Consider the following 12,680-nt stretch of genomic DNA (forward strand, 5'->3'; position numbering starts at 1 on the left):
CGGGTAAGGCACTATTGTCCTGACATCTGAACATTCACCAAGGAGTGACATGGACCAGCTGCTGCGGGACAAGGTCGTCCTCGTCGTCGGAGGGACCACCGGTCTCGGCGCCGGCATCGCGCGAGCCGCGACTCGGGAGGGCGCCAGCGTCGTCGTGACCGGCCGGCGGAGGGAGCGCGGGGAGGCCCTGGCCGCCGAGCTCGGTGAGGGCGTGTCCTTCGTCGCCGGGGACCAGTCCGACCCGGCCGACGCCCGCCGGGTCGTCGAGGAGACCGTCGCCAGACACGGCCGGGTGGACTGCCTGGTCAACGCGGCGGGCCTGACCACCCGCGGCACCTTGCTCGACACGACGCCCGAGCTCTTCGACGAGCACGTCGCGGTCAACCTGCGCGGCCCGTTCTTCACCATGCAGGCCGCGGTCGCCGACATGACGCGGCGCGGCGCAGCCGGGACGATCGTCAACGTCATCACGATGTCGGCCCACGGTGGGCAGCCCTATCTCGCGCCCTACGTCGCCTCCAAGGCTGGCCTCATCGGGCTGACCAAGAATGCCGCTCACGCCCACCGCTTCGACCGGGTACGGATCAACGGGCTGAACATCGGGTGGACGCAGACCGAGGGTGAGGACGAGACCCAGCGCCGTTTCCACGACGCCGACGACGGCTGGGTCGAGCGCGCCGCCGCCGGTCTGCCGATGGGCAAGCTCGGGCAGGTCGACGAGATCGCCGACGCGGTCGTCTTCCTCCTCTCCGAGCGCTCAGGGGTGGTGACCGGCTCGGTCATCGACTGGGACCAGAGCGTGGTCGGGGCGCACGACTGATGCGCATCGGACTCATCGGCCTCGGCCGCATCGGGGCGGTCCACGCCCGCACCCTCGCCGACCTCGAGCTCGTCGAGGAGCTCGTCGTCACCGACCCGGTCGCCCCTGCGGTCGACGCGGTCCTTGCCTCCACCGCGAAGGCCACGGCGGTCGCCGACCCGTCGACGCTGCTCGACTCCGGGGTCGACGGGGTCGTCATCGCCGCCGCGACCAACGCGCACGCCGACCTGGTCCGCGCGGCAGTGGCGAAGGGGGTCCCCGCCTTCTGCGAGAAGCCGATCGCGGCCTCGATCGACGAGGCCGTCGCGGTACAGCGGGCCGTCGCCGGGTCGAGCGTCCCGGTCCAGATCGGCTACCCGCGCCGCTTCGATCCCGCCTTCGTCGCGGCCCGCGAGGCGGTCCGCTCCGGCGCGCTCGGCCACGTGCACACGGTGCGCTCGACCACCCTCGACCCCGCACCCCCGCCGCCGGCCTACCTCGCGGTCTCGGGCGGGATCTTCCGCGACTGCGCGGTGCACGACTTCGACGCGGTGCGCTGGGTCACCGGCCAGGAGGTGGTCGAGGTCTACGCCACCGGTGCGGTCGACCCCTCCGCGGCGCCCGACATGTATGCCGCGCACGGTGACGTCACGACGGCGACCACCCTGCTCTCCCTGAGCGACGGGACGATCGGGGTCGTCTCGAACACTCGGACCAACGCCGCCGGCTACGACGTGCGGCTCGAGGTGCACGGCGTCCAGGACGCGGTGGCCGCGGGTCTGGACGACGGGCTCCCCCTTCGCTCCACGGCGAAGGGGGTGACCTGGCCCGCCGGGCCGGCCCACAGCTTCTTCATGGATCGGCTGGCCGAGGCCTTCCGGGTCGAGCTGGGGACCTTCTGCGAGGTCGCCGCCGGCCGGGCGGAGAACCCCTGCACGGTGGAGGACGCCATGGGCACGGCGTGGACCGCCGAGGCGGCCACGCTCTCCCTTCGCGAAGGGCGACCGGTCCGGATCACCCCCGACGGTCTCGCCTGAGCGGGCACCGCCCGCCGGAGGACGAGCGCTGTTTCCGCGACGGGACCCCTGTCGTGGGCACATAGCACGGATCGGACATATCGCCATGCACCAACGGCATGCCCAGATATCCGATCCGTGCTATTCGGCCCGAAGGGGGTAGGTGTCCGGCGCTCAGGCTCCGACGCCACGCATCTCGTGCTGCAGCTCGGTCAGCTCCTGCCCGCCCGCCATCTCCGCGGTCAGCTGCTCGAGAGTCACCTCCGAGCGGTGGGCGTCCATCGAGACCCGGCCCAGCTTGAGCACGACGAAGTGGTTGCCGACGAGATAGGCGTGGTGCGGGTTGTGGGTGATGAAGACGACGCCGAGCCCGGCGTCACGGGCGGCGGCGATGTACTTCAACACCACCCCGGACTGCTTCACCCCGAGCGCGGCGGTCGGCTCGTCGAGGATGATCACCTTCGCGCCGAAGTAGATCGCCCGGGCGATCGCGATGCACTGCTTCTGCCCGCCGGAGAGCCCACCGACCGGGCGGTCGAGATCGCCGATCTCGATGCCCATCTTCTGCAGCTCCTCGTCGGCCACCCGTCGCATCGTGTCCTTGTCGAGGAAGAGGCCCTTGCGCAGCTCGTTGCCCATGAAGAAGTTGCGCCACACCGACATCAACGGCGCCAGGGCCAGGTCCTGGTAGACCGTCGCGATCCCCAGCCCCTGCGCCGCACGGGGCGAGGAGAGGTTGCGTGAGATGCCGTGCACGGAGAACGTGCCCTCGGTGTGCTCGTGCAGCCCGGCCATGATCTTGATCAGGGTCGACTTGCCCGCGCCGTTGTCCCCGAGCACGCAGGTCACCTCACCGGGGTAGACCGAGAGGTTCACCCCGCGCAGCGCCTGGACGTTGCCGTAGCTCTTGCCGACCTCGGCCATCTCCACCAGCGGGGCGCGGCGGCCGTCGCTGCGGTGGTCCTCGCCGGGGTCGCCGGCCCGCCCGGTGACGTCGTCGTCGTGCTGTGCCGCGGTGCTCATCGCGCGTCCGCCTTCTTCTTCACGTAGAGGTTGACCAGGGTGGCCAGGAGGAGCATCACGCCGAGGAAGGTCCAGAACCAGTCGACGTTCCACCCGGCGTAGTTGATGCCCATCTGGGTCATCCCGAAGATCAGGGCGCCGAGGGCGCCGCCCACGACCGACCCGAAACCCCCGGTGAGCAGGCATCCGCCGACCACCGCGGCGATGATGTAGATGAACTCCTTGCCGACCCCTTCGCCGGACTGCATCACCTGGTACTCGAAGAGGAGGTGCATCCCGAGGACCCAGGCGCAGAAGCCGACGAGCATGAAGAGCCCGATCTTGACCACCTTGACCGGCACGCCCACAGCGCGGGCCGCGGCCGAGTCGCCTCCGACGGCGAAGATCCAGTTGCCGATCCGGGTGCGCTGCAGGACCAGCGCTCCGATGACCACGAGGATCAGCCAGTAGACGACGAGCGCCTTGATCCGGACCTGACCGAGGGTGACCTCCCAGGCGAAGACAGCCTGCGCGGAGGCGAAGCCGTCCATGTCGTCGATCCGCGGAGTGGAGACCGCGCCGCCGACGAGTCGGGTCACGGCGAGGTTGGCCCCCTGGAGGACGAAGAACGTACTCAAGGTCACGAGGAAGCTCGGCAGCCCGGTCGTCATGAGCAGCCAGCCGTTGAAAGCTCCGACTGCCAGCGAGAAGACGAGCGCGAGGAGCACCCCGATCCACACGTTGAGCCCGAAGTTCCACGCTGTGAGGGCCGCGGTGATCCCCGATGCGGTCGCCGCGACGCCGGTGGAGAGGTCGAACTCCCCGCCGACCATGAGCATCGACACCCCGACCGCCATGATCCCGATCGAGGCGGCCGCGTAGAGGATCGTCCCGAGATTGCCGACGCTGCGGAAGCTCGGCGCGACCGAGAGGAAGAGGATCGCGACGACGACCGCACCGATGAGCGCTCCGACCTCGGGCCGGGCGAGGAGGAGCCGGACCGACCCCTTCGCCCCGACCCGGTCGTCGGCGGCTGTGACGTCCTCCCGTGTGGCGGCGGTCATGACGCGTTCTCCAAGAGCACGTCGACGTTGGAGTCGTCGACGAAGGCGGGACCGGTGAAGACCGGCTCCTGCCCGCCCATCGTCGCGCCCTGGTTGACCCGCAGCCACAGCGAGTCGACCGCGAGGTAGCCCTGGAGCCACGGCTGCTGGTCGACCGCCCACTCGATCTTGCCGTCCTTGATCGCCTGCAGCGCGTCCTTGTTGATGTCGACGGTCGCCACCTTGGCCTCGCTGCCGGCCTCGCCGACGGAGTCCAGGGCGACCATGGCGAAGGGGGCGCCGAGGGTGAAGACGTGGGTGATGTCCTTGTCCTGCTGCAGCTTCGCGGTGATCGTGGACTGGACGTTGGCGGTGTCGGTGCCCTTGACGTAGATCTTCTCGGTGTTGTCGAACTTCTCGGCGGCCCCTTCGCAGCGGGCCTCGAGACCGACGTGGCCCTGCTCCTGGATGACGCACAAGACCTTGCCCGCGCCCTCCTCGGTGAAGCGTTCACCGGCAGCCTCACCGGCGAGCCGGTCGTCCTGGCCGAAGAAGGACAGCGCGCCCATGTCCTGCCATTCATCCATACCGGCGTTGAGCGCCACGACCGGGATATCGGCGTTGACCGCGCCCTCGACGTTGGCCTTCATCGCCGCCGGCTTCGAGAGCGTCACCGCGATCCCGTCCACTCCCTTGTCGACGGCCTGCTGGACCAGCTGGGCCTGCTTGGCGCCGTCAGGGTCGGCGGTGTACTCGAGCTTGACGTTGTTCTTCTTCGCCGCGGCCTCGGCTCCGGCACGGACCTGGTCCCAGAAGGTGTCACCGGGTGCGGCGTGGGTGACGAGGGAGACGGTCATCTCGGGGGTGTCGACGCCACCGGCGCCGCCCGAGCCGGAGCCGGAGGTCTCCTCCTTGCCCCCAGAGGACGAGCAGGCAGCCAGGCCGAGGGTGAGGGCGGCGGTGCCAGCAAGGATGCTGGTGAGGTGCGGTCGTGACATCGTTGTCAACCTTTCGGTGTGGGTGAGGTGCTATCTCGGCGGATCGAGGTAGCTGCGCTGGTGACGCTTGTGGTCGAGGTAGTCGGTGTAGGCCTCCCGGGTCGAGGTCAGCTCGCTGACCTCGCTGACCGGCACGTCCCACCAGGACGCCGAGTCCGGGGCGTGGACGAAGGGGTCGGTCTGCACGTGGATGACGATCGGCCCGGCGTCATCGGGGGCGGCCATCGCCTCGGTGACGGCCGCGACGAGGTCGTCCCGGTCGCCGGCCTCGATCACCGTGGCGCCGAGGCTGCGTGCGTTGGCGGCCAGGTCGACCGGGAGCACGTCGCCGTCCAGGCGCCCCGAAGAGCCCCGCTCGCGGTAGGCGGTGCCGAAGCGTTGGCTGCCGAGGGACTCCGAGAGCGAGCCGATGGAGTGGAAGCCGTGGTTCTGCACGAGGACCACGATGACCTTGACCCGCTCCTGCACGGCGGTGACGAGCTCGGTCGGCATCATGAGGTAGCCACCGTCGCCGACCATCGCGAAGACCTCGCGGGTGGGGTCGGCGAGCCGGATCCCGATCGAGGCGGGCACCTCGTAGCCCATGCAGGAGTATCCGTACTCGACGTGGTAGCCGCGCCGGTCGCGCACCCGCCACGTCTTGTGCAGGTCTCCGGGCATCGAGCCGGCCGCGCAGAGCACGACGTCTCGCTCCCCGGAGAGCTCCTGGACCACGCCGAGCACCTGCCCCTGGGTGAGTCGCCCTTCGGGCAGGGCGTCGGTGACCTCGACCCCCGGCTGGTGCCAGGCGTCGACGGCGGCGTCCCACTCGGTCACCAAGCCGACCACCTCGTCGCGGTAGTCCCGCGTCACCGACCATCCGTCGAGCCGCTCGGTCAGGGCGGTGATCGCCTCGCGGGCGTCGGCGACGACCATCAACCCCGCGTGCTTGACCGCGTCGAAGGGAGAGATGTTGACGTTGACGAAGTGGACCCCGTCGGCGGCAAAGGCGGTGCGCGAGGCGGTGGTGAAGTCCTGGTAGCGGGTGCCGATGCCGATCACGAGGTCGGCCTGGGCGGCGATCGCCTTGGCGGCGGTGGTGCCGGTGGACCCGAGCGCGCCGAGCAACGCCGGGTTGCCGTGCAGCAGCGAGCCCTTGCCGGCCTGGCTCTCGGCGACCGGGATGCCGGTGGTCGCGCACAGCCGCTCCAGCGCCTCCTCGGCCTCGGAGTAGTGAACCCCTCCGCCGGCGACGATCATCGGGCGGCGGGAGGCGCGGATGAGCCGCGCCGCCTCGTCGAGCAGGCCTGGCTCGGCCGGCGGGCGGCGCACCTGCCAGACCCGCTCAGTGAAGAGCTCCTCGGGCCAGTCGTGGGCCTCGGCCTGCACGTCCTGGGGCAAGGAGATCGTCACCGCCCCGGTCTCGGCCGGGTCGGTGAGCACGCGCATCGCCGCCATGAGGATGCTCGGCAGCTGCTCGGGCCGGCGCACCTCGTCGTAGAAGCGCGAGACCGGGCGGAAGGAGTCGTTGACGGTGATGTCCGGGCTGACCGGGTGCTCGAGCTCTTGCAGCAGCGGACCGGCGGCGCGGGTGGCGAAGGTCGAGCTGGGCAGGAGCAGCACCGGCAGCCGGTTGATCGTCGCCAGCGCGGCTCCGGTCACCATGTTGGTGCTGCCCGGGCCGACCGAGGCGGTGCACGCCCAAGTGGTGAGGCGGTCGCGCTGACGGGCGTAGGCGACGGCGGTGTGCACCATGGCCTGCTCGTTGCGGGCGAGCACGTAGGGCAGGCCGGGACGCCCGTCCTCGTCGCGCCCGCCGGCCCCGCCGAGCTCGTCCTGGAGCAGGGCCTGGCCGATGCCGGCGACGTTGCCGTGGCCGAAGATGCCGAAGCACCCTTCGATCAGCCGCTGACGCTGACCGTCGCGCTCGCTGTGCTGGGCGGCGAGGAATCGGACGACGGCCTGGGCGACGGTCAGGCGCACGGCGCTCATGACTCGCCTCCGGTCCAGGTCGACCGGACCGCGGCGTGTGCGGGGTCGTCGCAGATGAGCCACTGGCGCTGCTCACCCGGGCCGGCCATGACGTTGAGGTAGTAGAGGTCGGCGTCCGGGGCGGCCATCGCCGGACCATGCCAGCCGTGCGGGACGAGGACGACGTCGCCGGTGCGCACCTCGACGAGCACGTCGATCGGGCGCTGCGGGTCGGCTCCGTAGACCTGCTGGTAGCCGACCGGCTGCTGCCCGTCGGAGCGCTCGGAGCCGCGCGGCAGCGGCGCCACCCCGGCACCGGCATCGCCCACCGCCTGCGTCTCGAAGTAGTAGATCTCCTCGAGCTCGCTCTCCTCACCGGGCCGGTCGGTGTCGTGCTTGTGGGGCGGGTAGGAGGACCAGCCACCGGCCGGGGTGATCACCTCGCAGACGAGGATCTGCTCGGCCTCGGGCAGGGTGTCGGGCATCGCGAGCGCGCGGACCTCGCGGCGGCACACCCCGCCACCGCGCTGCTCGACCGGGACGTCCTGCGAGCGCAGCACGCTCACCGAGCGACCTCCGCCGGTGGGGTCCTCGACCCGGGCACCGCACACGGCGACCCGACTCCCCCCTTCGCCGTCCGCCCGGAGGACCGCGCTGCGCCCCGCCGGCAGGTACCCGACGTCCCCGGCCCCGGCGAAGACGCTGACCCCCCGCTCGAGGCGATGCTCCTCACCATCGGCGGCGAGGACCACGGCGCCGGTGAGCGGCACGACGACCGCCTCCTCGGCGCCGAGGTCAAGGGTGACCTGGTCGCCGGGCGAGAGCTCGACGACCCGGATCGAGGTGTGCCGCCACCCGGGCACGTCCTCGCCGATCTCGATCGTCCAGGGGCCGGTGCGCCGGGCCTCATGGGCGAAGGGGTGGAACCAGCGATCGTTGTCGGCGCCGGTCCGGGGGGCGTCCGTTGGTCTGAGGTTCCCCGGGGAGCTGCGATAGGGGGCGGGGGTATCCGTTGGTCTGAGGTTCCCCGGGGAGCTGCGATCGGGGGTGGTCATGCTCGGGCTCCTGTCGTCGCGGGTGCGCCGGTCTCCCGGCTCACCTCGTCCTGGCGTGAGCCGTGCACGAGGGCGGCGGCGGTGTCGACGGCGGCGGCGACGTCCCCGTCTGGGGGGTAGAGCAGCGCGCGGCCGACGACCAGGCCGCGCACGGCGGGCAAGGTGAGCGCCTCGCCCCAGCCGGCGTAGGTTGCCTGCGGGTCGCCCGTGGGGTCCCCGCCGAGCAGCAGGGTAGGCAGGGTCGTGGCGTCCATGACCCGCTCCAGCTCGTCGACGACGGGCAGCTTGAGCCAGGTGTGCGCGCTGCTGGCGCCCAGGCCGGAGGCAATCGCGACCGATCGGATCACCGAGTCCGGGTCGAGGAGGTTGGCGACCTTGCCGTCCCGCCGCCCCGAGAGGAAGGGCTCGACCATCGCCATGAGCCCCCGCTCGGCCAGCCCGGTGACCGCCGCGGCGCTCGCCTCGAGGGTGGCGACGGTGCCCGGGTCGTCCAGCGCGATCCGGGTGAGCATCTTGCCGCCCTGCAGCCCGCGAGCCGCGATCTCGGCGGGGGTGTACGCGGTGAAGCGGTCGTCCAGCTCGAAGGCCGCGCCCTGCAGCCCGCCGCGGTTCATCGAGCCGATCACCAGCGCGCCGTCGAGGGCACCCATGAGCAGCAGGTCGTCGAGCACGTCGGGGGTGCCGAGCACGCCGTCGACGCCGGGCCGGCGCAGGGCGGTCACGAGCCGGCGCAGCAGGTCGCTGCGGCTGGCCATCGCGGTGGGCTCACCGCGCACCCCGAGGGCCCCACGGGCGGGATGGTCGGCGGCCACGAGGAGGAGCCGGCCGTCGGCGGGGATCGCCCCCGGTCGCCGCGCCGCCCACTCGCGAGCGATCCGGCCCGGGTCCTCGACGCGGATGCGGGTGATCTCGGCGAGGTCCGTCATCGGTCCTCCTCCGGGGTCAGCGCGGCCTCCACCTCGGCGGTGGTCGGCATCGCGGTGCTGCACTCGAGCCGCGAGGCGACGATCGCCCCGGCGACGTTCGCCGCCTCGAGGGTACGCCGCAGGTCCCAGCCCTGCAGCAGACCGTGGCAGAGGGCGCCGCCGAAGGCGTCGCCCGCGCCGAGCCCGTTGACCACGTCGACGGGATGGGTCGGCACCTCGACCCGCTCGTCCGCAGTGGCGCCGAGCACCCCCTTCGGCCCCTGCTTGACCACGGCCAGCTCGACGCCCCGCTCGAGCAAGGCGTCCGCGGCGCGGTGCGGGTCGCTCTCGCCGACGGCGATCTCGCACTCCTGGCCGTTGCCGACCGCGACGGTGACCTGGCCTAGCGCACGCTGCACCTGCTCGCGCGCCTCGGTCTCGGAGTCCCAGAACATCGGCCGGTAGTCCAGGTCGAGCACGGTGTGCCGGGCCCGCCCGCGAGCCCGCCAGGCGGCATGGTGGCTGGCCCGGCTCGGCTCCTGGCAGAGCCCGGTGACGGTGGCCCAGAAGATCCGCGCCTCCGTGATCTGCGCCAGCGGCAGGTCGGCCTGCTCCAGCTGGAGGTCCGGCGCGGTCGGGTACCGGTAGAAGGTGAGCGGGAAGTGGTCCGGCGGGTGCACCTCGCAGAAGGTGACCGGGGTCGGCGGTCCGCCGGTGAGCGTCGCGACGAAGTCGGCGGCGACCCCGAGCCGCTCGGTCTCGGCGCGCACGTACCGGCCGAAGGCGTCGTCGGCGACCTTGGTCACCAGCGCCACCCGGTGCCCGTGCCGCGCCGCGGCGACGGCGACGTTGGTGGCCGAGCCGCCGAGGAACTTCTCGAAGGTCCGCACCTCCTCCAGGGGCACACCGTGGTCGAGGGGGTAGATGTCGACCCCGGTCCGGCCCATAGTGACGACGTCGAAGGGGGTGTCGAAGGGGGGCATCAGGCCCCCTTCGCCGGGTCGACGGAGAGGAGGTGGTCGATCGAGGCGCGCACGTCGATCACCGGGTCGACCGCGCCCTGCTCGACCTCCCCCTGCGCGGCCGAGCCGGTGCCGGCTGGATCCTCGGCCAGCATCATGTCCTGCTCGAGGACGTACCAGCCGGTGTAGCCGGCACCTTCGAGCGAGGACACGATCGCGGCGATGTCGACATCGCCCTCGCCGAGCGCGACGTACATCCGGGTGCGGACCGCGTCGGTGTAGCTGCGCTCACCCGCCTGGACCTGCCGGGCCTGGTCGAGGTCGACGTCCTTGAGATGGACGTGGACCACCCGCTCGGGGTGGGTCGCGGCGAGCGCCACGGGGTCTCCGCCCCCGATGAGCAGGTGCCCGGTGTCCAGGCACAGCCCGATGCGGGAGCCGGCGAGCACCCGCTCGGTGTCCTCCCCCGACTCGACCATCGTCCCGACGTGCGGGTGCAGGGCAGCGGTCAGGCCGCGCTCACGGGCCGCGGCGTCGATCCGGTCCAGGGCACCCAGCAGGTACGCCCAGCCGTCCTCGCCGAGCTCGGGACGGTCGTCGTAGCCGTCGACGCCGGTGGCCGCGGCGATGACGACCACCCCGGCGCCGGCTGCGATCAACCCCTCCATCGCCGCTTGGACGGCCGGCATCGGGTCGGTGCCCGGGTCGTGCAGGACGACGGGGACGAACTGTCCGACGGCGGCCAGGTCGTAGTCGGCCAGGGTCTGCGCCTTCGCCTGCGGGTCGTCGGGAAGGAAGCCGTCCGGACCGAACTCGGTGGCGCTCACGCCGAGCTGCCGCATCTGGGTCAGCACCGTCTCGGGCCGGTGCTGCCAGCCCCACCCGGGCACCTCGCAGACCCCCCAGGAGATGGGTGCTGCGGCGATGCGGTCGGCCAGGGGTGTGCTCATCGGTGGTCCTTCGCTGGTGCGGGGGTGGTGGGAGCGGTGAGGACGAGGTCGTCGTCCGCGGCGGGGGCCGGGCTCGGGTCGGGGCCGTTCGTGACGGGGATGTCTGCGCCGGGGATCTCCGCGAGATCGACCAGGCGCCGCTCCCGACGCGAGAGGTCGCAGGCCTCGACGACCCGGGCGGCGGCGAGCGCGTCGTGCACCGTGCAGGGCGAGGCTGACCGCCTCGCGACGACCTCGCAGAACTCGCTCAGCTCGGCGGTGAAGGCGGCGGCGAACCGCGAAGTGAAGTCCGGGTGGGTCGGCCCCGCGGGCTGGGTCGCCCCCGGCTCGACGCTGCGCACGGCGAGGGAGTCGTCCCAGCCGACGCCGACGGTCCCGAGCTCGCCGTGCACCTCGAGGCGCACGTCCTGGCCCTGCCCGTTGTGCCGACCCACGGTGATCGAGGCCAGGGTGCCGTCGGTGAGGGTGAGCACGGCCAGGCCGGTGTCGACGTCACCGGCGGCGGCGATGTACTCCGCCCCCTTCGTCCCGCCGGTGGCGAAGACCGAGGCGACCTCGGCGCCGGTGAGGTAGCGCACCACGTCGGCGTCGTGGATGGCGCAGTCGCGGAAGATGCCCCCGCTGCCGGGGATGAACTGCGCGGCAGGGGGAGTGACGTCGCACGAGATCGCCCGGATGGTGTGCACGAAGCCGAGCTCACCGGCCGCGATCGCCTGGCGGGCGGCCCGGTAGCCGGGGTCGAAGCGGCGTTGGAAGCCGATCTGGACCGGCGTGCCGGTCGCGCTCACCCGCGCGGCGGTGTCGATCGTGTCCTCGATGCTCGTCGCGAGCGGCTTCTCGCAGAAGGTGGGGATTCCGGCCTCCGCGGCGGCGCAGACCCACTGGGCGTGCGCAGGAGAAGGGGTCGCGACGACAAGTCCGTCGAGGTCTGCGGTGAGCAACGCCTCGGAGGTGACCGGCTCGACGCGGTCGGCCGCCGCGAGCGCCTCCGCTCGCCCCGGGTCGGCATCGGCGACGACGAGCCGGTCGACCGCAGGGAGAGAGAGGAGCGTCGCCGCGTGTCCCTGCCCGATCCGGCCGAGCCCGACAAGACCGATGCGCATCTCACCCCTCCTGACCTCGCTGGTCACCGGATGACCGCCTGGTGACCTGCCTCACTGTCGCGTGACACCGGATCGCGTGTCAAGACTTTGTCAGGACATTTGTACGTCAGCGCTTCGCATCATGGTGGGGCGTATGCTCCGGCCATGCCCGCGTTGGAGATCGACGTCGCCATCGATCGCGGCTCCCCGGTGCCTCTCTACCACCAGCTCGCGGAGCAGCTGACCTCCGCGATCCGTGACGGCGACCTGGCGCCGGGCGACCCCTTCGAGAACGAGGTCGCGATGGCCTCCCGGCTCACCCTCTCCCGACCCACGGTGCGCCGCGCGATCCAGGAGCTCGTCGACCAGGGCATGCTCATCCGCCAGCGTGGCCGGGGCACGATCGTGGCCAGCCCGAAGGTGCACCGTCAGGCCGCCCTCTCCTCCCTGCACGACGACCTCGTCGACCAGGGCCGGCACCCACGCACGACCGTGCTGCAGCGCGAGCTGGTCACCGATGCGCACGCGGCCGGGGCGCTCGAGCTGCCCGAGGACACCGAGCTGCTCCACCTGCTGCGGGTCCGGCACGCCGACGACGAGCCCCTGGCCCTGCTGCAGAACTGGCTGCCCCCCTCCTTCGCCGACATCACCACCGAGGAGCTGGAGGACGCCGGCCTCTATGCCGTGCTGCGCCGCCGCGGCGCGCGCCCCGCGGTCGCGCAGCAGTCCATCGGTGCCCGGATGCCGACGGCGAGCGAGCGCCGCGCGCTCTCCCTTCGCGCGAAGGAGCCGCTGCTCACCATGTCCCGGCTGGCCTTCGACGCCGTGGGCTCACCCGTCGAGCTCGGCGAGCACGTCTACCGGGCGCAGGCCTACACCATCGACCTCGTGCTCGACGAGCGCTGAGCGTGGTGGCAG

12 protein-coding genes are annotated in these 12,680 nt (G+C 72.0%); 3 read left to right on the forward strand and 9 right to left on the reverse strand.

The genetic code is table 11. From position 1 onward, the window contains the following. Positions 1-49: 49 nt before the first annotated feature. On the forward strand, positions 50-820 hold the full coding sequence (locus tag FB557_RS00165; RefSeq protein WP_144854540.1) for an SDR family oxidoreductase: 771 nt from the start codon (positions 50-52) through the stop codon (positions 818-820). After that, the gene (locus tag FB557_RS00170) at positions 820-1,836 is read left to right on the forward strand and encodes a Gfo/Idh/MocA family protein (RefSeq protein WP_144854542.1); all 1,017 of its coding nucleotides are present in this window, start codon (positions 820-822) and stop codon (positions 1,834-1,836) included. The genes FB557_RS00165 and FB557_RS00170 overlap by 1 nt, the downstream gene beginning before the upstream one ends. 153 nt (positions 1,837-1,989) lie before the next feature. On the opposite strand, the gene FB557_RS00175 is transcribed toward FB557_RS00170, so the two are convergent. The 9 genes from FB557_RS00175 to FB557_RS00215 all read right to left on the reverse strand — a co-directional run bounded on the left by FB557_RS00175 (position 1,990) and on the right by FB557_RS00215 (position 11,783). Continuing rightward, positions 1,990-2,739, reverse strand: coding sequence for an ATP-binding cassette domain-containing protein (locus FB557_RS00175; protein WP_246074402.1), 750 nt, complete (start codon positions 2,737-2,739; stop codon positions 1,990-1,992). Between the two features lie 95 nt (positions 2,740-2,834). Then, positions 2,835-3,881 (reverse strand): ABC transporter permease, encoded by a 1,047-nt coding sequence (locus tag FB557_RS00180; RefSeq protein ID WP_144854546.1) that lies wholly within the window; start codon positions 3,879-3,881, stop codon positions 2,835-2,837. Next, positions 3,878-4,858, reverse strand: coding sequence for a sugar ABC transporter substrate-binding protein (locus FB557_RS00185; RefSeq protein ID WP_144854547.1), 981 nt, complete (start codon positions 4,856-4,858; stop codon positions 3,878-3,880). Before FB557_RS00185 ends, FB557_RS00180 begins: the two co-directional genes overlap by 4 nt. A 30-nt stretch (positions 4,859-4,888) precedes the next feature. After that, a complete protein-coding gene (iolD, locus tag FB557_RS00190; protein ID WP_144854549.1) occupies positions 4,889-6,829 on the reverse strand; it encodes a 3D-(3,5/4)-trihydroxycyclohexane-1,2-dione acylhydrolase (decyclizing) in 1,941 nt (646 codons plus the stop codon). Beyond that, complete coding sequence (gene iolB, locus FB557_RS00195; RefSeq protein ID WP_144854551.1) at positions 6,826-7,863, reverse strand: 5-deoxy-glucuronate isomerase; 1,038 nt, start codon at positions 7,861-7,863, stop codon at positions 6,826-6,828. The genes iolD and iolB overlap by 4 nt, the downstream gene beginning before the upstream one ends. After that, the gene (locus FB557_RS00200; protein WP_144854553.1) at positions 7,860-8,789 is read right to left on the reverse strand and encodes a Cgl0159 family (beta/alpha)8-fold protein; all 930 of its coding nucleotides are present in this window, start codon (positions 8,787-8,789) and stop codon (positions 7,860-7,862) included. The genes iolB and FB557_RS00200 overlap by 4 nt, the downstream gene beginning before the upstream one ends. Next, on the reverse strand, positions 8,786-9,751 hold the full coding sequence (gene iolC, locus FB557_RS00205) for a 5-dehydro-2-deoxygluconokinase (RefSeq protein WP_144854555.1): 966 nt from the start codon (positions 9,749-9,751) through the stop codon (positions 8,786-8,788). Before iolC ends, FB557_RS00200 begins: the two co-directional genes overlap by 4 nt. Continuing rightward, positions 9,751-10,680, reverse strand: coding sequence for a TIM barrel protein (locus tag FB557_RS00210; RefSeq protein ID WP_144854557.1), 930 nt, complete (start codon positions 10,678-10,680; stop codon positions 9,751-9,753). Before FB557_RS00210 ends, iolC begins: the two co-directional genes overlap by 1 nt. Beyond that, complete coding sequence (locus tag FB557_RS00215; RefSeq protein ID WP_144854559.1) at positions 10,677-11,783, reverse strand: Gfo/Idh/MocA family protein; 1,107 nt, start codon at positions 11,781-11,783, stop codon at positions 10,677-10,679. The genes FB557_RS00210 and FB557_RS00215 overlap by 4 nt, the downstream gene beginning before the upstream one ends. Before the next feature lie 144 nt (positions 11,784-11,927). Here FB557_RS00215 and FB557_RS00220 point away from each other — a divergent pair, with 144 nt between their 5' ends. Then, positions 11,928-12,668 (forward strand): GntR family transcriptional regulator, encoded by a 741-nt coding sequence (locus tag FB557_RS00220; RefSeq protein ID WP_144854561.1) that lies wholly within the window; start codon positions 11,928-11,930, stop codon positions 12,666-12,668. Positions 12,669-12,680: the final 12 nt, after the last annotated feature.

It is taken from the genome of Marihabitans asiaticum (assembly GCF_007828725.1).
Taxonomy (GTDB): domain Bacteria; phylum Actinomycetota; class Actinomycetes; order Actinomycetales; family Dermatophilaceae; genus Marihabitans; species Marihabitans asiaticum.